Consider the following 24323-nt stretch of genomic DNA (forward strand, 5'->3'; position numbering starts at 1 on the left):
ACCGCGCCACGTGAAAACATCGTGGCGTGGCGAGCTACACGGACGATCTCATCCTGGCGGAGAAGCTCGCGGACGCGGCGGACTCGATCACCACGGCCCGGTTCCGCGCCCGCGACCTGAAGGTCAGCAGCAAGCCGGACCGCACCCCGGTCACCGACGCGGACACCGCGGTCGAGGACGCGGTGCGCGAGGTGCTCGCCGCCGAGCGCCCGGACGACAACGTGGCCGGCGAGGAGCGCGGCGGGACGGCGTGGGCGTCGGGCCGCGCGTGGGTGCTGGACCCGATCGACGGGACGAAGAACTTCCTGCGCGGCGGTCCGGTGTGGGCGACGCTGATCGCGCTGGTCGACGTCGGGCAGCCGGTGGTCGGTATGGTCAGCGCGCCGTTGCTCGGCCGCCGCTGGTGGGCCGCGGCGGGTGACGGCGCGTGGATGCGCGACTCGGCGGGCGAGCGCCGGATCTCGGTGTCGGCGGTGTCGTCGCTGTCGGACGCCTACCTGTCCACCACGGACCTGGGCTCGTGGACCGAGTACCACTCGCGCGAGGCCTACCTGGGACTGGTCGACGCGTGCTGGGAGACCCGCGCCTTCGGCGACTTCTGGCAGCACTGCCTGGTGGCGGAGGGCGCGATCGACCTGGCCGCCGAGCCGATCGTCAACCCGTGGGACGTCGCGCCGATGCAGATCCTGCTCACCGAGGCCGGCGGGCGGTTCTCGGATCTGACCGGCGTGGAGCGCTTCGACGGCGGCTCGGCGCTGTCGTCCAACGGGCACCTGCACGACGAGGCTCTCGGCCACCTGCGGCGGTAGCTCACCCGGCCCGCTGCCCGGTCACGTCCCAGAGGTGGTGCAGCGGGTCGTGGATGAAGTAGCGCGCGAAGGTGTCCGTCGTGAACTGGGCGCCGTCGCTGCGGGTGCCGGGGCGTTGCCACTGCTCGCCGGAGACCTGGGCGAACGCCTCGGCCAGCCGGGACGCCGCCGTGGTCAGCTCGTCCGCCACCACTCGCGGGTCCTGTGTCTCGTACCGGTCCTCGATCGCCGTCGCGTCCTGGTTCCAGTCCGGGAACAGCGGGCCGTCCTCCGTGAGGATCAACCGCAGCCGCTCCAGGTAGATCCGGCACACGTCCCGCACGTGGCAGCCGTACTCCAACGTGGACCACTTGTCCGGCGCGGGCCGCTCCCGCACGTCCGGCTCGGCCAGCGCCCGGCGCCACCCCTCGGCGTTCGCAAGCAGCAACGCGGGCACGTCCTCACGGGAGAACGTGCCGGCGTCGAAACCGCATTCCGGGCACGGCGTGCGCAGCACCCAGGTCCAGTCCTTGGTGTCGGGGGTGATCATGCGTCGAGCATCATCGCCGGAACCCGCGAGCACCAGTCCGGATCGCTTAACGGTGCCGTCAGCTCTCCTTAAGCCGGCGCGGGCAGCAGCCCCACGGCCCCGCGCGCGACCTGCGACCAGGCCAGCCTGCCGAACAGGTAGTGGCAGGCGACCTGCTCGTTGGTGAACCGGGCCCAGTCGTAGCGGTTGCCCTGCTCGCGCCAGAACACCTCCCACACCGGACCGCCCTCTTCGGACTCCTCGACCCGCAGCAGGCACCACGCGTTGTCGGCTTCCTTGCCGATCGAGATCACCTCGCCGGGCACCCCGATGGCCGCCAGCCACCGCACGATCGACTCGACGTTCACTGCGCAGCGCCCTCCTCGAACGTGATGTCCGCCAGATACCCCAGGGTGACCAGCTCGTCGGCCGAGTAGGTCGCGCGGTACCGCTCGCCGCCGCCGGGCTGCCCGAACCACGGCGCCGACACCGCCCGCCACACCGGCGTGTCCCGCAGCACGCGGTAGCGCCGGTAGCCGGCTGTCCGGGCCGACGGCGGCAGCGACCGCCGCGCGAACGGGGTGCCCGCCGGCGCGAAGACCCGGCCGCGTGGATCGCCGAAGCGGTCCAGAACCGCGCCCTCGGCCAGCACCTCCGGCTCGCCCTCCGCGGCGCCGCCCTCGGGGTACAGCTCGCCCGGCGGCCACGCGTATTCCGGCACCTCACGGCGCTTCCCGGCCAGGAACCGGCGATCCCAGTCGCGCTCGTGCAGGCCGCCCAGCGGGTCGTACCCGGCGAGCAGCTCCGCCGGGGGCGTCCCGGCCGGCGAGGGCAGACGGCCGTACCCGGCCTGGACCTTCGCCAGCGCGTCGTCGGTCCGGACCAGGTCCGAGCGCGGGTGGTCGTGCGGCGGGAACCGCAGCCCGGGCGCGTAGTCGACCTCGGACGGCCGCACGGGCAGCTGCCGCGCGGGCTTGTCGGTGGCGACGGGCAGGTGGCCGATCGGGAACATGTGCACCCGGAACAGCGCGACGATCGTCTCCCGCTCCTGCCGTGGCGTCCCCATCGGCGGCGGCTCCGGCGCGCGCGGCGGCGCCGGCTCGGCATACGGCGCGACATTCGGCTGACGCGGCCCGGGCGCGAACGGCGCGTGCCCCGCCGGCGGGGCGTAGCCGGCCGCGGGCGCGGCAGGCGCGTACGGCGCCGGGGCGTAACCGGCCGGCGCGTACCCGGCGGCGGGAGCGGCCGGAGCCGGTGCACCCGGCATTCCCGGCGCTCCCACCGGAGGCGGCGACGGCACGGCGGCCTCGGCGAACCCGGCGGCGACGGTGGCGTTGGGCAACCCGGTCGAGGGCGTCGGCACCTCGTCGAAGCCGCCCGCGTCCAGCAAGCCCTCGTACTGCGGCAGTGACGGCGGGGTCGGCGGGTCCGGGAGCTGGATCGGACCGGTGTCGGTGTCGGCGAAGGCCGGTTCGGGAACCACGGGCGGCACCACCGGCGGCGTCAGCACGGCCGAGGACACCACGGCCGGCGCGGCTGGCGGCGCCGTGCCCAGCACCGCGGGCGACGGCGTCACCACGGGCGCCACCAGTTCCGGCGCCAGACCGGTGACCACCCCGAGCAGCGCGCCCTGGCCGTCCGGGGTGCGGGCGCCCGGGTTCGGCTCGACGACCGGGGTGACCAGCGAGCCGACCGGCCCGGGCCCGAGCGTCGCGGCCAGGCCGTGGGTGACGACCGCCAGGTTCGCCGCCGTGCCACGCAGAATCGGCTCCACACCGAGGATCGCGGTCGGGTGGCCGTGCTCGGCGGCGGCGAGGGTCGCGTCCCGGTTCTTCGCGGCCTCGACGAGCTGCCGCACCAGTTCGACCTTCGCGGCGCCGACCTGCTCGGCCGCGGTCTCCAGCCGGTCGGCGGCTTCGGCGGCGCCGCGCGCGGCCGCGGTCAGGTGCCCGTTCTCCGGATCGACGAACGCCGACCACGCGTGCCCGGCCGCCTCGCCCGCGTCCCGGGACAGGGCGGCGACCGCGGCGCCCGCGTGTTCGTCGGCCTCCGCGGCGAGCGCGGTCAGTTCGCGGTGCGCGTCGCGCCAGGCGCCGGCCTGCTCGCGCAGCTTGTCCTCGTCCGCGTCCGGCCACTCCAGGCCGGTTTCCCCCGCCAGGCCGGCGAGTTCCCGCGGTAGCTCGATGCCCATGCGCTACCCCTGTGCCGTGTCGATGATCGCCCGCTCGGCGTCCTCTTCGGACCCGCGGTAGCGCCCGGCGGCCTCGCCGACGGTCCGTCCGAACGTCGTCAGCCGCCCGGACAGGCTCCGCAGCCGGTCCAGGGTCTCCTCGGCGCGCGAGACGTGCGACGCGGCGATCGCCTGCCCGACCGCGCCGTCGCCCCACGCCTGGCCCGCGCCGTCGAGCGTCCGCTCCAGCCGCTCCGCGATGGCCGCCGCGCGCACCGCGAGGCCGTCGAAGTCGCCTGCGGAGGCCGCGAGCCGGGCGGCGTCGGCCTCGAACCCGGCGCTCATCGGGTCATCCAGGTCTGGTCTTCGAGGCTCTCCTCGTCCGGCGCGGGACGGGGTTTCGCGGGCGCGATCTCGGTCGCGTCGAGGTCACCGGTGCCGAGCAGCAGCGCCTGCGGGTCCGTGCCGGACGGCAGCACCGGCGCCAGCACCTCACCGGCCCGCGCGAGCGCCCGCACGGTGGCCTCGGCGGTGACGCGCACGATCTGCTGCGCCAGCTCGTTCGGCCGGTACCGCCAGTACGCGCCGTCGGCGATGGTGAGAGAGGTCAGGGTGCCGCGCGGGCCGACGGTCGCGGTGATCAGCCCGTCGGCGTCGGTGGCCGAGGCCGTGACGGCGGCGAGCGCGCGCTGCGCGGAAGCGAGATCTTCGCGGCTGCGGCGGTAGTCGGCGAGCAGTTCCTCCACCTGCGCCCGATGCTCGGTCACGGCACCCCTCCTCGCGAGTACAGCAGTCGGCTCGGACTCGGACGCGCGCCACGGCGCTCCGGTTCCCCCTCGGCATCAGGTTGCCCCATCGAGCCGAAATACGCATGAGTGCCCGAACCGTGTCGCGGCGTGCGGTCAAATCGCAACCTGCCGCGGCGATCATCTCGATTCCGCCGTGGTGGGAATCGCCCGCGGCCCGCTTTCCCGTCGCCGAGGATTACCCAGCGGTGCCAACGGTTTCCCGGCTCGCTCGGACGGCGGTCAGTTACCCGCGGTCAGCTCCGCGAGCCGAAGATCGCTGGATCGGGTGAGATCAGGAGACGCCGCGGCCACGGGGTTGCGGTCCCTGCTCGCCCGGGAAGTCGTCGTACGGGTTGTCGTTGACCTGGCGGTAGATCATCGTGTGCACCCGTTCCACGCGCGGGATGTCCTCGAAGCGCAGCGGCTCGTCCGAAGCGGACTCGATCACCAGCGTTCCGCAGCCGAAGAGCCGGTCCACGATGCCGTGCTCGAACTGCACGCTGCTGATCCGGCCGAGCGGGATGTCGATGCCGGTGCGCTTGATCACGCCCTCGCGCACGATCAGCCGGTCGGTCGTGACGATGAAGTGGGTGGTGCGCCAGCGGATCAGCGGCACCAGGAAGGACCAGACGATCAGCACGACCGCGACCACGGCGATCGCGATGCGGGCCACGTCGTCCCACGGCGCGGGCGCGTCAGCGGCGAGCGTGACGAGCCAGATGCCCAGCCCCACCGTCACGAGAAAACCGATCACCGGCCAGATCAGCATCTTCGCGTGCGGATGGCTGTGCACTATGACCTGCTCGTTCTCGCTGAGCAGATCGTCGGGGTAGGCCACTGCGAACTCCTCTCGCGACCGCCTCACCGTACCGGGCGCAGGTGCACGACGTCTCCGGCGAACACGGTGTGCCGCTTCCCGTCCTGACCGGCCACTTCGAGCTGGCCGGCGGCGTCGCCGTCCTCGGCCGTGCCGGTGATCGCGTGGTCGCCCGGCAGCAGCACCCGGACCTCCTGGCCGATCGTCTCGCAGCGGTCCCGGTAGTCCGCCAGCAGACCGGCCTTCGCGAGGTCGCCGCGCGCGGCGCGCCAGCGGTCCTCGCGGTCGGCGAGCGCGGCCAGCAGCAGCGCGGCGATGTCGGTGCGGTCGGTGGTGCGGGCGCCGTTCTCGGCCAGGGAGGTGGGCAGCAGCCCGCCCGCGCCCGGCTCGACACCCGGGCCCAGCGGCCGGACGTTGAGCCCGATCCCGAGCACGACGGCCAGCTCGTCCCCGGCGACGGCCTCGGACAGGATGCCCGCGCACTTGCCCCGGGCCGGGCCGGCGAGCACGTCGTTGGGCCACTTGAGGACCGCGTCGACGCCCAGCTCCGCGGTCAGGTCGGTCACCGCGAGCCCGGCCACGATCGCCAGTGAGCCGAGGGCGCTGAACGGCACCTCCACGGGACGCAGCAGCACGCTCAGGTAGACGCCACTGCCCTTCGGGGACGCCCACAGCCGCGCGCGCCTGCCGACGCCGGAGGTCTGCTCCTCGGCGATCAGCACGGTCCGGTCCGCCGCGCCCTCGACACTGGCTTCACGCAGGTCGGCGTTGGTGGACCCGGTGCTGGGGACGACGTCCAGCGCGGCGTACGGACCCTGCGGGGCGAGCAGTTCGGCGCGCAGCCGCCCGGCGTTGATCGCGTTCATGGGGGCAGCCTATTCGTCTTCCGTCACGCAAGAGGGGGTCCGGTCGTTGGATCACTGTGTCCGGCCCGGCCGTTGTCTTTTAGTGTTGGCGAGGTGACCATGCGTTTCCGATCCTGGGGGCGGGCCGCCGCCGGGCGTGCCCTGATCGCGCTGATCCTCGTCGCCGCCGTGGCCACCTGCGGGTGGCTGCTCGTCGAGCCGCCGCGGGAGCAGGTGGCGGCCGCCGCCGACGTGCTGCCGCCGGAGCCGCCCGCGGGCGGTGCGGCGCTCGCGTCCGCGCCGACCGTGCTGGAACCGAACGCGCCGGTGCAGGCGCAGGCGCCGCGGGAACAGGGCCAAAGCGAGCTGGAGAAGTGGGCGGCCGGGCTGAGCGGGCCGCTCGACATCCCGGAGCGCGCGCTGATCGGGTACGCCACGGGTGAGCTGACGCTGCGCGAGGAGGACCCGGGCTGCCACCTGTCGTGGGTGACGCTCGCCGGCATCGGCAAGGCCAGCTCGAACCACGGCCGGTTCGGCGGCGGGTCGCTGGACGCGAACGGCACGCTGACGAAGGCGCTGGGCGCGGTGCCGCTGACCGGCGCCGCGGGCGAGGCCGCCACCGAGCCGCGTGGCGGCCCGATGCAGCTGACGCAGGCGGAGTGGCAGCGCGCCGGTGCGCGGGGCGACATCCAGGACATCGACGACGCGTCCGTCGCCGCGGGCCGCACCCTGTGCGCGGGCAACACCGACCTGCAGGCCGGCCAGGGCTGGTGGAAGGCGATCGAGTCCTACCGCGACTCGGACCTGTTCCGGCAGCAGGCGCTCGGCAACGCGCAGCTGTACGCGCAGCTCTCGCTGGAGCCGGCGTCGGCGTCCGCGCCGTCGGTGCGGGCCACCCGGTTCGCCCTCGACCAGCTGGGGTTGCCCTACGTGTGGGGCGGCAACGGCCCGGAGGCGGGCGCGGCCGGGTTCGACTGCTCGGGCCTGACGAAGGCGGCCTACGACGCGGCCGGGGTGAGCCTGCTGCGCACCGCGGACATGCAGTTCCGGTCCGTCCAGGCGGTCACCGAGCCGCGGTTGGGCGACCTGGTGTTCTACGGCAACCCGGCGACGCGCATCCACCACGTGGGCCTCTACCTGGGCAACGGACTGATGATCAACGCGCCGACGCAGGGCATGGCCATCCAGATCGCGACGTACCGCACCCGCACGGACGACTACGCGGGAGCCGGCCGCCCGGCGAGTTAGCCTCTGTTGCTTCCTCGGGGTTCGTCGAGCGTCCGGGGCGCCACAGCGAGTCCCGCGATGAGGACGACGCCGAGCCCGGTCACGACGATGGACCTCGCCAGGCATCGTGAGGCGAACAGGCCGGGCGGGATCAGCGGGTTCGCGGCGCGGCGCTCACGAACGGAGGTCTTCGCCGAGCTGACGGCCGACTGGTCCCCCATCGACAACCAACGAGCCGAGGCACTGGGGCGAGGTCGCGCGAAGCCTGACGCCGTTCTTCACAGTGTCGGGGGCAGGTCCAGCCACGGTTGGCCGGTGGCGTCGAAGCCGGTCAGCTCGGCGATCTTCCCGTCGACGACGTGCAGGACCGCGATGGCGAACAGCCGGTGCTCCGGGTCGCCGGGGGCGCGGAGGTACAGCGCGGCGGCAGGCATGCGGTTGACCGTCGTGGGGACACCGCGCCAGTCGTCGTGGCCGGGTTGGAAGAGCCCACCGGAGACCCAGCCGTCCACCGCGTCCTTGGCCGTCGTGGTCACGGTGCCCGAATCGGGCAGCATCGCGAAGCGCAGGTCGTCGCGCAGCAGGGACGACAGGCCGCCGAGGTCGTTGCGCTCATGGGCGTCGATGTAGGACCGCACCACGCTGCGCTCGTCGTCCGACAGCTCGTGGGTGGCGGGGCTGCGCCAGTCGAGGCGGCGGCCGGGCAGCTGCTCGCGCATCGTCACGCGCGCCCGCTGCAGCGCGCTGGTCACCGATGCGACGGTCAGCTCGAGGGCCTCGGCGGCCTTCGACGCCGGCCAGCCGAGCACGTCGCGCAGGATGAACACCGCCCGCTGCCGCGGCGGCAGGTGCTGGACGGCGACGATGAACGCCAGCTCGATGGTCTCCCGCGCCACCACCGATTCCTGCGGGTCCTCGGGGAGCATCCGGTCGGGGTAGGGCTGGAGGTACCGCAACTCGGAGGCGAGCTCGGACGGTACGGGTGTGCGGTCGTTGCGCTTGTCCAGGAAGTCGAGGCAGGCGTTCGTCGCGATCCGGTACAGCCAGGTCCGCAGGGCCGCGTGACCCTTGAACGACTCCCGCTTGTGCCACGCTCGCAGGAACGTCTCCTGCGTCAGGTCCTGGGCGTCGGCGTAGTTCGCGAGCATCCGGTAGCAGTGCACCTGCAGCTCACGGCGGTAGCGCTCGGTGAGAGCCGCGAACCGCGCCGTGTCACCGGAGCGAACCGCCGCGATGTCGTCACCCAGCGATCTGTCGTCGGTCATGGTCATCGATCCTTCCACCGGTGCGGGGGCTACCAGAACTGACGACGCGGCGGAGGAATTCTCATCGGTGGTTCTCACGCTGTGATCAATTGGGTGGACGGGGTGACGCGCGGCTTGTAGCTTGTAGTCGACCGTGACACCGCCAGAGGAGGTGAGCCCCATGACCGCAGTACCGAAGTGGGTGCTCCCCCATCCCGTCACGGCCGGGCGATCGACGTAGGTGTCGCCGGGAGCGCCTCGACATCAAGGCACTCCCGAAAGGCACCGTCATGGATTCTCCACGTTTCGATGTGATCATCGCCGGCTGCGGGCCGACCGGCGCCATGCTGGCCGCCGAGCTCCGGCTGCACGGCGTGCGAGTACTCGTTCTGGAACAGGAAACCGAGCCCAAGTCGTTCATCCGCATCGTCGGTCTGCACATCCGCAGTATCGAGCTGATGGCCATGCGCGGACTGCTGGATCGCGTCCTCCCGCACGGCAGGAAGCGTCCGGCGGGCGGATTCTTCGCCGCCATCGGCAAACCCGCGCCCACCGGTCTGGATTCCGCGCACGCCTATCTGCTGGGAATACCGCAGCCGGTCATCGAAGACCTGCTTGCAGAACACGCCGCCGGGCTCGGCGCGCAGATCCGGCGCGGTTGTCCGGTGACCGGGTTCGAGCAGGACGACGAGGGTGTGACGGTCACGCTGTCCACTGGGGAACAGGTGCGATCGCGTTATCTCGTCGGTTGCGACGGCGCACGCAGCACGGTGCGCAAACTGCTCGGCGTCGGCTTTCCCGGCGACCCCTCGCGGACCGAAACACTGATGGGTGAAATGGAAGTGGGTGTGCCGCCGGAGGAGATCGCCGCCAGGGTCGCCGAAGTCCCGGAAACCCACCAACCGTTCTGGCTCAGGCCGTTCGGCGGAGGGATCTACAGCGTCGTCGTCCCCGCCGCTGAAGTCAGCGATCGCGCGCAACCGCCCACCCTCGAGGATTTCCAGCACCAGCTGCGCGCGGTTGCGGGCACCGATTTCGGCGTGCACTCCCCGCGCTGGTTGTCCCGTTTCGGGGACGCCACCCGGCTGGCCGAACGCTACCGGGTCGGGCGGGTGCTGCTCGCCGGCGACGCGGCGCACATCCACCCGCCCACCGGCGGGCAGGGCCTCAACCTGGGTGTCCAGGACGCGGTCAACCTCGGCTGGAAGCTGGCCGCGCAGGTCCGCGGCTGGGCGCCGGGCCCACTGCTGGACACCTACGAGCACGAACGCCGTCCGGTCGCCGCGGACGTGCTGGACAACACCCGCGCCCAGATGGAACTGCTGTCGCCCGAACCGGGGCCGCGGGCGGTGCGCAGGCTGCTCACCGAGTTGATGGACTTCGACGAGGTGAACCGCTACCTGATCGAGAAGATCACCGCGATCGATGTCCGCTACGACTTCGGCGAAGGCCCCGCCCTGCTCGGCCGCCGCCTGCGTGACGTCGACGTGCAGGGCGGGCGCCTCTACGACCTGCTGCACCGTGGCCGGGGCCTGCTGCTGGACCGCACCGGACGCCTGACCGTCGGCGGCTGGTCGGACCGGGTCGACCAGGTCGCGGATCCCACGGCGGCCCTGGACGTTCCGGGCGTCCTGCTACGGCCGGACGGGCACGTCGCCTGGATCGGCGACGATCAGCGCGACCTGGACGATCACCTCGCCCGCTGGTTCGGGGCGCCGGCCAGCAGCTCGTAGACGCCGGAGAAGCCCTCGCCGCCGTGACCGTCGGCGATCCGGCGCGCCATCAGCTCCCTGGTCTCCCGCATCCGGACGGCCTCCACGCCGACCGACTCGCGGTGGCCGATCAGGTCGTCCATCAGCGCGAACTGGACGTCGAGCGGCCCGAGGTCCGGCGGGTACTCGCGGCTCTCGACGGCCTTCGCGATCGAGGTGAGCAGGGGCTGATAGGCGGTCAGCGAGGCGGCGAAGCGGTCGGCGAACCCGGTGACGTCGGCGCCTTCGGACCGCACGAGCTTGAGCGTGTGCAGGAAGCCGAGGAGCACTTCGTAGCCCATGGCGACCTGGGCCAGGAATTCGACGGCCGCCGCGCCGGCGTCGTCACCGTGGTAGCTGACCGCGCCCAGCAGGTTCAGCGCGTCGCGGTGCGCTTCGAAGGCGGAGCCGCTGAACAGGAACCGCGCGTTCGGCGTGCCCACGTACGGCGGGTCGCCCATGATCTTGCCGTCGATGTACTGCGCGCCGTGCTCGTGCGCCCAGCGTTCATAGGCCCGCGCCTGGTCCGGGGAGCCGCTGGTGACGTTGACCAGGACCTTGCCCTGGGCCGTGTCCCCGAGGGTCGACAGCACCTCGTCGACCGCGGTGCCGTCGAGCAGGCACACCACGACGAGCTGGCTGGCTGCCACGGCTTCCGCCGCCGTCGGGGCGGTGGTGGCACCTGCCTCGACGAGCGGCGCGGCCTTGCTCGCGGTCCGGTTCCAGACCGTCGTGCGGTATCCGCGGTCGAGGAACACCCGGGCGATGGCCGAGCCCATCTCACCGAGGCCGAGGACTGTGATTTCACCGGTTGTCGTATTCATACGGTAAGTCTGAAAGCTCCAGTTTAGTGGAGGTAAAGGTCGATGAGAGTGCCATCTCGTGAAGCCGATCACCTGCCGGGGCCGAAACTGTCGTACTCCCCGGGCACACTGCCTGACATGACCGAGACGACCACACACCAGCACCACTCCTTCGACTACATCGAGCTGACGGTGACCGACGTCGGCGAGGCCAAGCGCTTCTACGGCGAGGCGTTCGGCTGGACGTTCAACGACTGCGGCCCGGAGTACGCCGGAATCCGCAACCCCCGGGACGGCACCGGACCGGAAGTGGGCGGCCTCCGCGCCGGGGACGCGGTGCGCCCGGAGGACCTCCCCGCCGACGACGCCGTGCCCCCGGGGAACCTTCGCGCCGGCGAGGCCGGACGCCCGGGCGGCCCGCTCGTGCTGCTGTACTCCGCCGACCTGGAGCAGTCGGTGTCAGCGGTGCAGCAGGCAGGCGGCCGGGTGGTGAACGGCCCGTACTCCTTCCCCGGCGGCCGGCGCTTCCACTTCACCGACCCAAGCGGAAACGAACTGGGCGTCTGGTCGGAAGGCGGGTGAGGTTCGCCCACCGCCCGCAATGACTGCCGCTCCCGGAACGCGTGCCGGGCGGCGGATGGTCAGCCGCTGAAGTCGCACGAGCCGACCAGAGAGGAGCAACTCACTGCCACACGACCCACGAATCATTTCGGCCGCCTGACGGCAAAACCGCCGAAGGCCACCGGCGTGGATCCACTCAGCTCCACATCGGAGCCGCGTCACCCACCCCCGCCAACCGACGCGAAACCGGACCCCACGCAAAGCCACCGCGGCACCCCGCCCAGCGGCCCGCGTCACCCACGCCGACCACACGCCGGTGCGATCTCGCGTCAGGCAGCGCCGCGCTGGGCACCCCCAGCTACACGCGCGACGCGCCCTCACTCCAGACACCACCGCGCTGGGCACCCCCGGCCACACACACGACGCGGCTCCGGGCACCCCCGGCCACCGCGACGACAGCTGACCTCGCGATGAGTGTGATCCCGCTTCAAGCGGCACTGCGCCGGGCACCACCAGCCACACGCGAGGCGTAGCTCCCGCGTCGAACGGCACCGTGGCGAGCACCGGCGGCCACATGCGGTGCGATCCTCCGTCCAAACCGCACCGCACATACGAGACGCGGCCCCCACTTCAGACAGCGCCGTGGCGGGCCAGCGCTTCGAGGTATCGGGCCACCGGGCCGAGTGTGAGCAGTCCGCTGCCCGCGCCGGCCAGTTCGCCCGCGGCGGGCAGCAGTTCGGCGTGCAGACGGGCCATCGTGGCGCGGTCGCCGCGGCGGATCGCGACCAGCGCGTGCAGGCAGGTGCGCGCCTCGAAGAGCAGGTCCCGCGGGGAGGGCGGGATGTCCGAACCGTCGTCGGACACCACGGGTCGGCACCACGGCTCGTAGGCGCCGAAGTCGAGGTCGCCCCCGGCGGCGGCGCCGCGCTGGATGCGGTCGCTCAGCAGGGCGAAGCCGAGGATCCCACTGTCCACACCGGACATCCCGGTGCCGGCCAGCCGGACCGCGGCGGCGCGGTACGCCGCTTCGGCGGGTTGTCCGGTGGCGGACGCCCGCATCGCCCAGTACCACTGTGTGAAGACGCCGACCAGCGGGATCTCGTGCTTCTCGCCGAGCCGGTCGGCCGCCTCCGCATGGCGGTCGGCGGCCGGGAAATCGGCGAGGGCCGAGTCGGCCTGCATCAGCACGAGGTGGCCGAGCACCTCGAACGTCACCAGCTCGTGGCGCTGCGCCAGCTCGACCAGCTCGCGCCCGATGCGGGCCCGCTCCGGCGCGAGCCCCGCCCGCTCGAACGACTGCATGAACCGGGCGTTCAGCGCGAACGCCAGCAGCGCGGGATCGTCCAGGCGCCGCGCGAGCGTCTCGGCCTCCCGCGCGGCCCGCGGTCCGCGCGCGCCGGCGGTGTTGCGTAGTTCGAGGGCGAGGGTGGCGAGCAGGCGCGCGCGAACCGCGTCCTCGCCCGGCGGCAACGCCTCCAGGGTCCGCTCGGTCACCGCGGCGATCCGCCGGGCCAGCGCCGGGTCATCGTTCGCGGTCCAGATCGCGGGCACGTCGAACGCGGTGAGCACGCGTGCGGTCAGCGCCGGGTCGCCGACGCGCTCGGCCAGCGTCAGCGCCTCGGCCCGGTGCTGCCGGGCCCGGTCCAGCCTCCCGGTCACGGCCAGCGCCCGCACCAGGCCCATGATCAGTTCGAGCCGCTCCGACACACCCGCCGCACCGGCGTGGTCGAGCGCGGCCTGCCACAACCGGGCGGCTTCGTGCGGGGCGAACCGGCGCTCGGCGTCCTCGGCCGCCGCCCGCGCGTACCGGACCGCCTCGGGTGCCTCGGCGAGCAGGAAGTGGTGCGCCAGCGCGGCGACATCGCCAGGCCGCAGGCGTTCGATCGTCTCGCCGATCCGCGCGTGCAGGCGCGCCCGGCGCGACTGGGACAGGTCCTGGTAGATCGTGTCGCGGACCAGCGCGTGCGCGAACCGGAACCGGCCGGCCCCGTGCTCGACGAGAAACCCACGCTCGGCGGCGAGTTCGAGCGCGTCGAGCACGTCCCCGGGCGGCAGATCACGGCGCAACGCACCCGGCCCGCGCCCGGCAGTGAGTTCCGAAGCGTCACGCGCCTCCCCGGGCGGCAGGTCACGACGAAACCCGCCCCGCCCGCGCCCGGCGGTGAGTTCCGAAGCCTCAGCCGCGTCACCGGGCGGAAGGCCCCGGCCCGGACCGCGCCCGGCAGAGAGTTCCGAAACGCCGCCCGCATCCCCGGGCGGCAGATCACGGCGCAACGCACCCGGCCCGCGCCCGGCAGTGAGTTCCGAAACGCCGCCCGCCTCCCCGGGCGGCAGGTCACGACGGAACCCGCCCGGCCCGCGCCCGGCCGTGGGCGCCGCAGCGTCCGCGGGTAGCAAATCGAGGTCGATCTCCGTTCCGATGACCGCGGCCTGCCGCAGCACCGCCTGCACCGCCGCCGGCAGTTGCGCCACCCGGTACCGGACCACGTCGCGCACGCCCGGGGGTACCGCCGACAGCGCGCCCCCGGTGTCGAGCACCCGCGCGAGTTCCCGCACGAAGAACGGGTTTCCACCGCTGCGCTCGTAGATGGTGCGCGCCGTCCCGGGGTCGACCTCCCGCCCCGTCGTGGCCCGCACCAGCGCGGCCGCCTCCTCCGCCCGCAGCCCGCCGAGGTAGATCCGCACCGGCTCGGCGCGCGCGATCCTGCCCAGGAAACCAGCGAGGCCGGGCGCGACGTCCGTGCTGCGGTACGTGCCCACGATCAGCACCGGCCCGGGCAGCGGATCGGTGACCAACGCGGACAACAGGGCCAGGGTTTCCTCCCCCGCCCAGTGCAGATCGTCGAGGACCAGCAACAACTTCCCCCGCCGGGTGAGCTGCTCGCGCACCGCCCGGTGCCACTGGAACCGGTTCGGCTCGTCCGGCACGGAAATGCCGAGCGCGCCGAGGATCCGCGTCCACGGCCACGCCGCGGGCACGCCTTCGTGCTCCGGGTTGACGCCCCACGCGACGGTCCACCCGCGGGCCTCCATCGACGCGGTGAACGCCTCGGCGAGCGCGGTCTTGCCAGCGCCGGCCTCGCCGGAGATCAGGGCCAGCCGCGCCCGTCCGGCGGCCTCCGTGAGCCGCGCCAGTTCGGCATCCCGTCCGACCAGGCTGCTGGGCACGGCGGCGGTCAGCGCGGGCGTCTGGGCGAGGATGCCGGCCTCCAGCTCACGCAGCGCGGGACCGGGATCGACGCCCAGTTCGTCGGCGAGCACCTGCCGCGCCCGGCGCAACGCGGCGAGCGCGTCGCCCTGCCGGCCGGCCCGGTACAGCGCGAGCGCGAGGAGCCGCCACGCGTCCTCCCGCAACGGATGCGCGCCGGTGTGGGCCTCCAGGCCGGGCACGGCTTCGGCCGCGCGCCCGAGTCCCAGCAACGCTTCCGCCCGGCGTTCGAGGGCGAGCAGGTGCAGCTCGTCCAGCCGGGCGATCTCCGCGCGGGCCCAGCCCTGGTCGGCGAACTCGGCGTAGGCGGGACCGCGCCACCAGCCCAGCGCCTCGTCCACAACGGACAGTGCCGCCGCGGGTGCCAGATCCGCGGCCTTCGTGACCGCCTCCTCGAAGCGCCAGGCATCGACCTCCTCGGCGCGCAGGGCGTAGCCGGAGCCGGTGGTGACGAGGAGCCGCGCGGGGGCACGCGGCGGCCGGTCGGGTTCCAGCGCGCGGCGGAGCGCCGCGACGAACGGCGGGATGGCCCCGACCGCGCCGTCCGGCGGGTCGGCCCACAGGTCGTCGACGAGGCGGTCGACCGGGACCACCCGGCCGCGGGCGATCAGCAGGCGCGCGAGGACCGCCCGGTGCCGCGGTCCCTTGAGGTCGAGCTGACCGTGCTCGGTCTCGGCGACCAGCGGCCCGAGCACGGCGAACCGCACGGACGAGCCCATCACCGGGCACTGTAACCGCTCAGCGCGTGCTGATTCGTTGCTGATCCGGCCGGTGCACGCTCGGATCATGCAGATCACCGGATTCGACTACCAGCGGGTTTCCGTCGCCGAGGGCGTCTCACTGAACGTGGCGATCGGCGGCTCCGGCAGCCCGATCGTGCTGTTGCACGGGTTCCCGCAGACCCACCTGATGTGGCGGCACGTGGCCGCCGACCTCGCCGCCGACCACACCGTGATCGTGCCGGACCTGCGCGGCTACGGCGACAGCGACAAGCCCGCGGACACCGGCGAGACGTACTCGAAGCGCACGATGGCGGCCGACGTCGTGGCGGTGGCCCGGGCGTTCGGGCACCCGCGGTTCGCGCTGGCCGGGCACGGGCGCGGCGCGCTGGTCGCGATCCGGGCCGGTCTGGACCACCCGGACGCGGTGACGCACCTGGCCTCGCTCGACGTGCTGCCGACGCTGGACATGTGGGACGTGATGCACGGCGCGAGCGCGGCGGTCGGGTTCCACCTGTACCTGATGGCGCAGCCGCCCGGGCTGGCGGAGAAGATGATCGGCGCGGTGCCCGACGAGTTCTTCGGCTACTTCCTGGACGCCTGGACGCAGAACCCGGACGCCATCCCCGCGGACGTGCGGGCCGAGTACCTGCGCGCGTCCCGCGAGGCGGTGACCTCGATCGTCGCCGACTACCGCGCCACCGCGACGATCGACATCACGCACGACACCGCCGACCGCGAGGCCGGCCGCCGCCTGGCGATGCCGGTGACCGTGCTGCAGCAGGACTGGGGCGCGGCGCTGGGCTTCGACGCCGAGGCGCTGTGGCGGGCCTGGGCACCGGACCTGGACCACCGCACGGTCACGTCCGGGCACTTCATGGCGGAGGAGGGGCCGGCCGAGGTGATCAAGGCGCTGCGCGACCTCCTGACCCGGTAGCGCGGCTGCGCCCTACGAACCCACCCGCGCCGGCGCTCGCTCCCGGCTCGCCGCGGTCATCAGGGCTCCCAGCAGGGCCAGCGTGCCGGTGATCGCCGCGGTGTAGTTCACCCCGGCGGTGCCGGGCGCGGCCGCCAGCACCACCGCGACCAGCGCGATGCCCAGCGCCGAACCGAGGTACCGGGCCGTGTTGTTCGCCCCGGTGCCCATCGCGGCGCGGTCGGCCGGCACCGTGCGCACCGACAGTCCCGCCAGGGCCGCGTTGCACAATCCCGTCCCGACGCCCGCGATCGCCAGGCCGGGCGCGAAATGCCACCACGACGACTGCGCGGTCAGCCCGAGCGTGGCCAGCTCCCCGGCCGCGCACAGCCCGAGTCCCAGCGCCGCCTGGCGGCGGTCGCCCAGCCACGCGGTCACCCGCCGCGCCTGGGCGGCCACCACGAACGACACCCCGGACCAGATCGACACCACCGCGGCCGCGGCCAGCGGGGTCAGCCCGAGCAGGCGGTGCAGCAGGCCGGGCAGGTACGTCATGAACGACACCACCGCGATCCCGCTGGTCAACGCCCCCGCCGTCGCCGCGCGGAAGGCCGGCGCACGCAACAACCGCAGGTCGATCATCGGCTCGGCGGACCGCAGTTCGACCACGACGAACACGGCCAGCAGCACCACCGCCGGCGCCGCCCAGGCCAGCACGGCGGCTCCCCACCCCGCGCGCGCCTCGGTCAGCGCGGCGACCAGCAACGCGATCCCCGGCCCCAGCGTCACCAGACCGGCGAAGTCCGTCGGGCGCGGGATCCCCCGCGACTCGGCCAGGCGCGCACCTCCGGCCGCCACCGCCACGCCGAGCACCGCGATCAGCCAGTAGACGGACCGCCAGCCCGCCGGAGCGGTCAGCAGCGCGGCCAGCACCGGCCCGACCGCGATCCCGCCGCCGAGCATGGCGCCCCACCACCCGGTCGCCCGCACCCGTTCCGCCCCGGCCGGGTAGGCGTGCGCGAGCAGTCCCAGGCTCGACACCAGCAGCGCCGCGCTCGCCACGCCCTGCACGATCCGCCCCAGCACGAACATCCAGGTCACTGGCGCGACGGCGCACAGCACGCTGCCCACCGCGAGCCCCGATCCGCCCAGCACGAACACGCGCCTGCGACCGAACGTGTCGGCGAAACCGCCGGCGATCAGCAGCGCCGCGGCCAGGCCGAGGCTGATGCTCCCGAGCATCCACGTCTGCCCGGCTGGCCCCGCGCCGAGCGCGCCCGCGATCTCGCCGAGCGTGGCCAGCGGCGCGGTGAAGTTCACCAGGACCAGGAACGCCGCCGCGCTGGCGATCACCAGAGTTGCCATCACCCCTCCGGTTCAGTGATTGAACTGAAACGGACCCTAGCAGGAGAAGTTCAATAACTGAACCAGGCGGTAAGCTGGGGCGCGTGGCACTCGGCAAGGACTACGCGACCCAGGACTGCTCACTGGCCAGGGCTCTCGAGGTCGTCGGCGAGCGGTGGACGCTGCTCGTCCTGCGGGACTGCTTCTACGGGGTCCGGCGGTTCGGCGACCTGTGCGCGCACCTCGACATCCCGCGCGCCGTTCTGACCGACCGGCTGAAATCCCTGGTCGCCGCGGGCCTGCTGGAACGGCGCCCGCGCCCGTCCGGCCACGACTACGTCCTCACCGGGCGCGGGATCGCCCTGTGGCCCGCGGTGTTCGCCCTGGCGCAGTGGGGGGAGCACGAGTTCGGGCCCCCGGCCGGGCCCCGGCGCGTCTTCAGCCACGCCGCCTGCGGCACTACCGTGACCGCGTCCGGGCTGTGCCCGCGCTGCCAGTCGGTGCCGGCCCCGGCCGACCTGGTGGTGAGCCTCGGCCCGGGCGCCAAACCCGACTACCGGGACGATCCGGTCAGCGTCGCCCTGCGTGAACCGCACCGGTTGCTCACCCCGCTGGGCTGATCTCGCTCTGGGCGAAATTCCTGGCCCGCGCGGCCGTTCTCGGGCAAAGTCGATCACATGCGGGTTCTCGTTCTGGGTGGCACGTCGTTCCTGTCGAAAACCGTTGCGGCGGAAGCGGTCCGGCGCGGCCACGACGTCGTGTGCGCGGCTCGCGGGGTGTCGGGGAGCGTGCCGGAGGGCGCGCGGCACGTGCGTGTCGACCGGGACGAGCCGGGCTCCATCGACGTCCTGGCCGGCGAGCGCTTCGACGCGGTGGTCGACATCGCCTACACCGGGCTGCGCTGGGTCCGGGACGCGCTGCGCACCATCACCACGCGGCACTGGACGTACGTCTCCACGATCAACACCTACGCCGACACCGCGACGCTCGGCCAGACCGCGGATTCCCCGCAGCACGACCCGATCGAACGCGACCGGATCGACCTGGCGGAGATGACGCCCGAGGTCTACGGCGGGGTCCAGGTCGCCTGCGAGCACGCGGCCCGCGACGCACTCGGTGACCGGCTGTTCATCGTGCGACCGAGCCAGATCACCGGGCCGGGTGACTACATGGACCGCTTCGGCTACTGGCCGGCTCGCTTCACCCGCGGCGGACGCGTCGTGGTGCCGGACACCCCGAAGCAGCCGTTCCAGCACATCGACGTGCGCGACCTCGCCGCGTGGATCGTGACGGCCGGCGAGCAGCGCCTCACCGGCGCCTTCGACGCGGTCAGCCCCACCACCCCGCTCGGCCCCGTCCTGGAGGAGATCGCGGACCTCGTTGCCCCGCCCGGCACCGAACTGGTCCCGGTCGCCGAGGAGGCCCTGTTGGCGGCGGGTGTGCAGCCGTGGTCCGGGCCGAAGTCGCTGCCGCTGTGGCTGCCGGAGAGCCACCACGGCCTCGCCGCGCACGACGCGTCGGCGGCACGCGCGGCCGGGCTGGAGATCCGCCCGCTCGCCGACACCGTGCACGCCGCGCTCGACGAGGAACGCGCCCGCGGCCTGGACCGCCCGCGCAAGGCCGGGCTCACCCCCGAGGAGGAGGCCGCGCTGGCGAGTGCCCGGTAATTGATCCAGCTGCGGGCCTCTGGCCACACGCGCCGCCCGCTATGACTCCCCAATCGGCGATCGACTGGTACACCGAGGTCCAGAAGTCCAGGTACAGGTTGCTGTCCTGCGGGAACCCGGCCTTCTGCGTGAGCAGGATCCCGACCAGGTCCTCCGCCGGGTCGGAGAACCACGACGTGCCGAGCCCGCCGTCCCAGCCGAAGCGGCCGGGCACCGACGCGATGCCGTCGCGCGCGGTCGTCATCGACAGGCCGAATCCCCAGCCGCGCGTGTCGAAGTAGCCGGGGTAGAAGCCGGACACCGCCTTGTCCCCCGGCGTCAGCTGGTCGGTCACCATCACCTCGACCGTGGGCCGCGCCAGCACCCGCTCGCTGCCGAACCGTCCGAAGTGGAGCATCATTCGGCCGAAGCGCAGCAGGTCATCCACTGTGGACACGAGCCCGCCCGCCGCGGACGGGAACCGGGGCGGGCGGGACCACTCGCCATCCGGCGGGTCGACGACCGTCAGGTCGCCGCCGTACGAGGTGACCAGCCGCTCGGCGTCCGCGGTGAACCGGGTGTCGTCCATCCCCAGCGGGTCCAGCACGGTCTCGCGCAGCACCTCCTCCAGCGCACCGCCCACCCGCGCCAGTAGCACGCCCAGCACGTCCGAGCCGGTGCCGTAGAGCCGGCGGCCACCCGGCGGGCACATCAGCGGCAACGAGCCGAGCCGGCGCATCCACTCGTCCGGCTCCGGCATCTCCGACGGTTTCGGCGGCCCCATCGCGATGCCGGCCTCGTTCGCCGCCCGCACGATCGGCGGCTCCTCCGGCAGGTACAGCTGGCCGAACCCCATCCGGAAGGTCAGCAGGTCCCGCAGCGTGATGGCCCGCCCGGCGGGCACCGTCTCCGCCAGCGGTCCGTCGATCCGGGTCAGCACCCGCCGGCCGGCACCTCACCGTGGCGTTCGACGAGCGTGATCACCCCCGGGACCTCGCCGCGTTCCACGTAACCGGCCATCACGTCGTGGAGCCGGTCCAGCCGGGCCTCGGACAAGCCGCCTGTGCTCATCATCCGATTCAAGCGGGGCGACACGCACCTGGGAAGACCTCCGCACCGGCCCGCCGCACGGTGGTCAGCACCGCCTCGACCGAACCCGCGCCCTCCGGCATCAAGATGATCCGCCCAGTGCCGAGCAGCTCCTCCCGCTCCCGCAACTGCCGGGCGCACTCGTCCGGATCACCCGCGACGACGTTGGCGGCGAGCTTCCGCGCCATCGCGTCGGCGCCCTCGGCGGTCAGCTCCGGCTGCTCGACCAGCGACCGCGTGCCCGGCGCGCCGCGCAGCAACTGCGCCCGCAGCCCGTCGATCAGCAGCTCCCGCGCCGCGTCCGTGGTGTCGGCGATCGCGAAGTAGGTCGAGTCGATGTGGTCCGCCGGGTCGATCCGGTGCCCGTGCCCGGCCGCCGTTTCCGCGTGCGCGTCGAGCATCGCGCGCTTGTCGGCGAGGCTCACGAACGGGCCGAGGATGAGCGGGATCCCGTGCTGCCCCGCCAGCCGCGCGGTGGGCACCGACGCGGCGGACAACGCGAGCGGCGGCCGCTCCGGCACGTCCGGCACCAGCCGCACGTCCTCGAACTCGCCCGCTCGCAGCGCCGACTCCAGCAGCGCGAGCCTGCCCGAGATGTCGCGGTACCCGGCCAGGCCGTCGCCGAACACCTCCAGGTCTCCGCGCGGCTGCCCGCGTCCGACGCCGAGCGTGAACCGCCCGTCGCCGACGTGGTGCAGCAGCGCGGTCTGCTCGGCGAGCGCGACCGGGTGGTGGTTGGGCAGGACCGCGACGGCGGTGCCGACGCCGAGGCCGGTGCGCCCGAGCAGGAACGCGGCCATCGCGATCGCCGAGGGCGTGTGCACCGCGGACGTGAAGTGGTGCTCGGTGGTCCACACCTCGTCCCAGCCGGCGCGTTCGGCCTCGGCGGCGTAGGTGAGCGCCCAGCCGAGCACGTCCGTCGACGGCGCGTCGCTGCCGAAGGAGTCGGTGAACAGCATCAGCCCGTGCTTCACCGGACCACCGCCGTGCGCGCGAGGGCCAGCAGCTCGTCGACCGGCCACTGGTCGTAGGCGTGCTCGCCGTGTTTCGCCGCGATCACCCGGCCGGTGGGGTCGATCAGGAAGTCCGCGGGCAGCCCGAGCCGCCCGCCCTCCTGCCGCGCCGCGGGCGGCCGGTACTTGCCGAGCAGCGTCAGCGCCGAGCCGCGCAGGATCGCACCCCACGTGCGTGGGTGCAGCAGCGCGCGGCGGCCCGATTCCACACCGAACTCGCGGTAGTACCGCTTCTCCGGATCGGCGACGACGGCGAACGGCAGGTCGTAGTCGCGCAGCTCGTCGGCGGGCGAGTGGAAGAACACCACCTCGCGGATGCCGGCGGCGGCGATCTCGTCGTGCCGCTGCACGACCGAGCGCAGGTGCAGGTTGCAGATCGGGCAGCCGGCGAATCTCCGGAACTGGAGGTGGACCAGGCGCCCCGGGTCGGGCACGCGGACCCGCTCACCGGTGACGGTCACCAGCTCGAACTCACGCATCGGGGAATCCCTTCGTAGGCGTGCGGTGTACGCCTACGACCGTATGCGCGTATCCTGTACGCTGTCAAACGCCATGCCACGACCCCGTTCGCTGACCACCGAGCAGATCGCCGCCGCGGCGCTGGCCGTGCTCGACCGCGAGGGACTGGACGCGCTGTCGATGCGCACGGTCGCCGGCGAACTCGGCATGGGCACGATGTCGCTCTACCGCTACGTGTCCGATCGCGACCAGCTCGAAGGGCTGGTCGTCGAGCTGGTGCTGCGGGCGATCGACCTGACGGTGCCGCGCGGCTCGGCCGGCAGGCGGTTGAGCGTGCTGGCCGACCGGGTCCGGGTCGCGGTGTCGCGGCATCCGGCGGTCGTGCCGCTGCTGCTGATCCACCGCCACCGCGCGCCCAGCTCGACGCGGTGGGGCGAGACGATGCTGAGCGTCCTGACCGACGCGGGCATCACCGGCAAGCGCCGGGCGATCGCGTTCCGGGCGATCATGGGGTACGTGTTCGGCGCGCTGCAGGTCGAGCACTTCGGGGCGCTGTCCGGCCCGGGCACCGCCGCGCTGGCCGAGCTGCCGCCCGAGGAGTTCCCGATCCTCTCCGAAACGGCCGCGCAGGCGAGGTCGATTCCGCCGGAGGAGGAGTTCCGGCAGGGGTTCGCCATCCTGCTGCGCGGCCTCGGCCTCTAATCCGGCACGGGCAGGGCGCCCGGCGGCAGGCCGTACACCCGCGACACCGGGAGCCGGACCACCACGCGCTGTTCGTCGACCATGCGCTGGTAGAAGCGGTCGAGGTCGACGTAGGGGTCCTCGAACCGGCTGGCGTACTCGGCCATCTCCCGCCCGGTCGCATCCCCCGGTTCGGTGCTGACCGGCGACACGTCGACGTACGCCATCCCGTGCGGCGCCACGACGTGCAGCACCGCGCGCGGGTCCCGGCGCAGGTTGCGCACTTCGCGCGGTCCGCGGTCGAGCTCATCCGGATGAGCTTCTCCTCCGGGCACCGAAGCCTTCGCGGCCGCGGAAGAAGGCACTTCCGGGCGCCTGGGGAACATCGATGTCACGGGAGGCGCCGAGCGACTACCAGCGGTCCACTTGACTTATATTCCACACTGGCTATATTCCTCATATGGCATCAACGTTCGAGGTGCTCGCCGAGCCACGGCGACGCGAGATCCTCGACCTGCTCCGCACGTCCGAGCGGCCGGTCGGCGAGCTGCTCGGGCGCCTGCGCCTGACCCAGCCCGCCGTGTCCAAGCACCTCAAGGTGCTCCGCGAGGCCGGGCTGGTCGAGGTCCGGCAGGACGCGCAACGCCGCTGGTACCGGCTGCGCCCGGAACCGCTCGCCGAGATCGACGCGTGGCTGGCCCCCTACCGGCGCATGTGGCACGCCAGCCTGGACGCCCTCGAACGCCACCTGGACTCGATGGAGGATCCGCGGTGACCGAATTCCGCACCATCGCAGGCAAACCCGTGCTGCGCTTCGAACGGCGGCTGCGGCACCGGCCCGAGAAGGTCTGGCTGGCCATCACCGACCCGGCCGAGCTCGCGCACTGGTTCCCGGCGCGCGTGGAAACGCAAGCGCGGATCGGCGCGCCCATCCGGTTCGTCTTCCCCGACGAAGCGCCGGTCGACGACGGCGGCACCGGCGAGGTCCTGGAGTTCGACCCGCCGAAGGTGTTCGCCTTCAGCTGGAACCTCGACGTGCTGCGGTTCGAGCTGGTGCCCGACGGTGACGGCTGCCTGCTGGTGTTCACCCAGACGATCGGCGGCGGCGACGTCGGGCGGCTGTCCGCCGGGCGCAACGCCATCGGCTGGAACGTCTGCCTCGACGGCCTGACCGCGCGGCTGGACGGCACCGAGGCCCCGCCCCAGCCGGACTGGCTCGCGGAGGTGGAGCGCTACACCGAGGAGTTCGGCCTCGGCGAGGGCTCGGTCCACGACACCGCGGAGGGCTACCAGTTGCGGTTCGCGCGCGACCTGGTCTGGAAGCCGGCCGAGGAGATCTGGCGGCTGCTCACCGAGGACGGCACGGCCCAACCCGGCGACCCGGCCCCGCTGCCGGCCACGAACGGCTACGTCCCGGCGGGCCGGGTCGTCACCGCGTCGGCGCCGCACGTGCTGGAGTACGAGTGGCTGCACGGCGGCGCACCGGCCGGGCGGGTCCGCTTCGAGGTCGTGGCGGACCAGGAGCTGGGCACGCGGATCGAGCTGACGCACACCGTCCCGGCCGCGCTCGCGCACCTGCGGGCCGAGGCCCTCGCCGCCTGGCACACCCACCTGGAGCTGTTCTTCGCCGCCACCTTCGGCGACATCCGCTGCCCCTGGCCGGAAGACCGCACGGCCGAACTGACGAAGCACTACGCCGAACAGGTGACGCGGGGCTGACATCCG

26 protein-coding genes are annotated in these 24323 nt (G+C 73.2%); 10 read left to right on the forward strand and 16 right to left on the reverse strand.

Annotation, left to right across the window (positions count from 1 at the left end; genetic code table 11):
* Window positions 1-26 precede the first annotated feature (26 nt).
* Window positions 27-809, forward strand: coding sequence for a histidinol-phosphatase (gene hisN, locus D0D28_RS14785; RefSeq protein WP_116110953.1), 783 nt, complete (start codon window positions 27-29; stop codon window positions 807-809).
* A gap of 1 nt (window position 810) precedes the next feature.
* Here hisN and D0D28_RS14790 read toward each other — a convergent pair whose 3' ends face one another.
* The 7 genes from D0D28_RS14790 to D0D28_RS14825 form a co-directional block, all read right to left on the reverse strand.
* Window positions 811-1338 carry a DinB family protein gene (locus D0D28_RS14790; RefSeq protein ID WP_116110954.1) on the reverse strand — a complete coding sequence of 176 codons (528 nt, stop codon included), beginning with the start codon at window positions 1336-1338 and terminating at the stop codon, window positions 811-813.
* Window positions 1339-1406: 68 nt separating this feature from the next.
* Window positions 1407-1685 carry a hypothetical protein gene (locus D0D28_RS14795; RefSeq protein ID WP_017986852.1) on the reverse strand — a complete coding sequence of 93 codons (279 nt, stop codon included), beginning with the start codon at window positions 1683-1685 and terminating at the stop codon, window positions 1407-1409.
* Window positions 1682-3508, reverse strand: a complete 1827-nt coding sequence (locus D0D28_RS14800; protein ID WP_116110955.1) for a TNT domain-containing protein — start codon at window positions 3506-3508, stop codon at window positions 1682-1684. The genes D0D28_RS14795 and D0D28_RS14800 overlap by 4 nt, the downstream gene beginning before the upstream one ends.
* A 3-nt stretch (window positions 3509-3511) precedes the next feature.
* Window positions 3512-3832, reverse strand: a complete 321-nt coding sequence (locus tag D0D28_RS14805; RefSeq protein WP_094006929.1) for a hypothetical protein — start codon at window positions 3830-3832, stop codon at window positions 3512-3514.
* Window positions 3829-4254 carry a YbaB/EbfC family nucleoid-associated protein gene (locus D0D28_RS14810; protein ID WP_094006930.1) on the reverse strand — a complete coding sequence of 142 codons (426 nt, stop codon included), beginning with the start codon at window positions 4252-4254 and terminating at the stop codon, window positions 3829-3831. The genes D0D28_RS14805 and D0D28_RS14810 overlap by 4 nt, the downstream gene beginning before the upstream one ends.
* Window positions 4255-4567: 313 nt before the next feature.
* The gene (locus D0D28_RS14820; RefSeq protein ID WP_116110956.1) at window positions 4568-5113 is read right to left on the reverse strand and encodes a PH domain-containing protein; all 546 of its coding nucleotides are present in this window, start codon (window positions 5111-5113) and stop codon (window positions 4568-4570) included.
* 23 nt (window positions 5114-5136) lie between these two features.
* Window positions 5137-5958 (reverse strand): biotin--[acetyl-CoA-carboxylase] ligase, encoded by an 822-nt coding sequence (locus D0D28_RS14825; RefSeq protein WP_116110957.1) that lies wholly within the window; start codon window positions 5956-5958, stop codon window positions 5137-5139.
* 99 nt (window positions 5959-6057) lie between these two features.
* On the opposite strand from D0D28_RS14825, the gene D0D28_RS14830 reads away from it, so the two are divergent.
* Entirely contained in the window at window positions 6058-7185 is a 1128-nt protein-coding gene (locus D0D28_RS14830) for a C40 family peptidase (RefSeq protein WP_094006933.1), read from the forward strand.
* Window positions 7186-7442: 257 nt separating this feature from the next.
* Here D0D28_RS14830 and D0D28_RS14840 read toward each other — a convergent pair whose 3' ends face one another.
* Entirely contained in the window at window positions 7443-8429 is a 987-nt protein-coding gene (locus D0D28_RS14840) for an RNA polymerase subunit sigma-70 (RefSeq protein ID WP_094006942.1), read from the reverse strand.
* Between the two features lie 269 nt (window positions 8430-8698).
* Here D0D28_RS14840 and rox point away from each other — a divergent pair, with 269 nt between their 5' ends.
* Window positions 8699-10141: a rifampin monooxygenase gene (rox, locus tag D0D28_RS14845; protein WP_094006934.1), complete on the forward strand. Its 1443-nt coding sequence runs from the start codon at window positions 8699-8701 to the stop codon at window positions 10139-10141.
* On the opposite strand, the gene D0D28_RS14850 is transcribed toward rox, so the two are convergent.
* Window positions 10099-10983, reverse strand: a complete 885-nt coding sequence (locus D0D28_RS14850; RefSeq protein WP_094006935.1) for an NAD(P)-dependent oxidoreductase — start codon at window positions 10981-10983, stop codon at window positions 10099-10101. The genes rox and D0D28_RS14850 overlap by 43 nt on opposite strands.
* Before the next feature lie 117 nt (window positions 10984-11100).
* Between D0D28_RS14850 and D0D28_RS14855 the strand changes: the two genes are divergently transcribed.
* Window positions 11101-11544 carry a VOC family protein gene (locus D0D28_RS14855; protein WP_094006936.1) on the forward strand — a complete coding sequence of 148 codons (444 nt, stop codon included), beginning with the start codon at window positions 11101-11103 and terminating at the stop codon, window positions 11542-11544.
* Between the two features lie 609 nt (window positions 11545-12153).
* Here D0D28_RS14855 and D0D28_RS14860 read toward each other — a convergent pair.
* On the reverse strand, window positions 12154-15450 hold the full coding sequence (locus D0D28_RS14860) for a BTAD domain-containing putative transcriptional regulator (protein WP_205413267.1): 3297 nt from the start codon (window positions 15448-15450) through the stop codon (window positions 12154-12156).
* A 67-nt stretch (window positions 15451-15517) separates the two neighbouring features.
* Here D0D28_RS14860 and D0D28_RS14865 point away from each other — a divergent pair, with 67 nt between their 5' ends.
* Entirely contained in the window at window positions 15518-16387 is an 870-nt protein-coding gene (locus D0D28_RS14865; RefSeq protein ID WP_116110969.1) for an alpha/beta fold hydrolase, read from the forward strand.
* Between the two features lie 12 nt (window positions 16388-16399).
* Here D0D28_RS14865 and D0D28_RS14870 read toward each other — a convergent pair whose 3' ends face one another.
* Window positions 16400-17731, reverse strand: a complete 1332-nt coding sequence (locus D0D28_RS14870; protein ID WP_116110959.1) for an MFS transporter — start codon at window positions 17729-17731, stop codon at window positions 16400-16402.
* Window positions 17732-17814: 83 nt separating this feature from the next.
* On the opposite strand from D0D28_RS14870, the gene D0D28_RS14875 reads away from it, so the two are divergent.
* Together D0D28_RS14875 and D0D28_RS14880 are read left to right on the forward strand one after the other, a co-directional pair.
* Window positions 17815-18330 (forward strand): winged helix-turn-helix transcriptional regulator, encoded by a 516-nt coding sequence (locus tag D0D28_RS14875; RefSeq protein WP_094008891.1) that lies wholly within the window; start codon window positions 17815-17817, stop codon window positions 18328-18330.
* Between the two features lie 57 nt (window positions 18331-18387).
* Window positions 18388-19377 carry an NAD-dependent epimerase/dehydratase family protein gene (locus tag D0D28_RS14880; protein WP_094008892.1) on the forward strand — a complete coding sequence of 330 codons (990 nt, stop codon included), beginning with the start codon at window positions 18388-18390 and terminating at the stop codon, window positions 19375-19377.
* Here the strand turns inward: D0D28_RS14880 and D0D28_RS14885 are convergent.
* From D0D28_RS14885 to D0D28_RS14895, 4 genes are read right to left on the reverse strand one after another with little or no spacing between them, the layout of a single operon-like run.
* Window positions 19337-20296 carry a serine hydrolase domain-containing protein gene (locus D0D28_RS14885; RefSeq protein WP_233157534.1) on the reverse strand — a complete coding sequence of 320 codons (960 nt, stop codon included), beginning with the start codon at window positions 20294-20296 and terminating at the stop codon, window positions 19337-19339. The genes D0D28_RS14880 and D0D28_RS14885 overlap by 41 nt on opposite strands.
* Window positions 20290-20427 carry a hypothetical protein gene (locus tag D0D28_RS36770; RefSeq protein ID WP_233157535.1) on the reverse strand — a complete coding sequence of 46 codons (138 nt, stop codon included), beginning with the start codon at window positions 20425-20427 and terminating at the stop codon, window positions 20290-20292. Before D0D28_RS36770 ends, D0D28_RS14885 begins: the two co-directional genes overlap by 7 nt.
* Before the next feature lie 8 nt (window positions 20428-20435).
* A complete protein-coding gene (locus D0D28_RS14890) occupies window positions 20436-21419 on the reverse strand; it encodes an LLM class flavin-dependent oxidoreductase (protein ID WP_116110960.1) in 984 nt (327 codons plus the stop codon).
* Complete coding sequence (locus tag D0D28_RS14895; RefSeq protein ID WP_116110961.1) at window positions 21416-21937, reverse strand: peroxiredoxin-like family protein; 522 nt, start codon at window positions 21935-21937, stop codon at window positions 21416-21418. The genes D0D28_RS14890 and D0D28_RS14895 overlap by 4 nt, the downstream gene beginning before the upstream one ends.
* A 73-nt stretch (window positions 21938-22010) precedes the next feature.
* On the opposite strand from D0D28_RS14895, the gene D0D28_RS14900 reads away from it, so the two are divergent.
* Window positions 22011-22619 carry a TetR/AcrR family transcriptional regulator gene (locus D0D28_RS14900; RefSeq protein ID WP_094008895.1) on the forward strand — a complete coding sequence of 203 codons (609 nt, stop codon included), beginning with the start codon at window positions 22011-22013 and terminating at the stop codon, window positions 22617-22619.
* On the opposite strand, the gene D0D28_RS14905 is transcribed toward D0D28_RS14900, so the two are convergent.
* The gene (locus D0D28_RS14905; protein ID WP_240323208.1) at window positions 22616-22882 is read right to left on the reverse strand and encodes a hypothetical protein; all 267 of its coding nucleotides are present in this window, start codon (window positions 22880-22882) and stop codon (window positions 22616-22618) included. The two genes, D0D28_RS14900 and D0D28_RS14905, sit on opposite strands and share 4 nt — an antisense overlap.
* A gap of 176 nt (window positions 22883-23058) precedes the next feature.
* On the opposite strand from D0D28_RS14905, the gene D0D28_RS14910 reads away from it, so the two are divergent.
* Complete coding sequence (locus D0D28_RS14910; RefSeq protein ID WP_116110962.1) at window positions 23059-23373, forward strand: ArsR/SmtB family transcription factor; 315 nt, start codon at window positions 23059-23061, stop codon at window positions 23371-23373.
* Window positions 23370-24317, forward strand: a complete 948-nt coding sequence (locus tag D0D28_RS14915; protein ID WP_116110963.1) for an SRPBCC family protein — start codon at window positions 23370-23372, stop codon at window positions 24315-24317. The genes D0D28_RS14910 and D0D28_RS14915 overlap by 4 nt, the downstream gene beginning before the upstream one ends.
* Window positions 24318-24323: the final 6 nt, after the last annotated feature.

It is taken from the genome of Amycolatopsis ruanii, assembly GCF_003385175.1.
Lineage (GTDB): Bacteria > Actinomycetota > Actinomycetes > Mycobacteriales > Pseudonocardiaceae > Amycolatopsis_E > Amycolatopsis_E thermalba.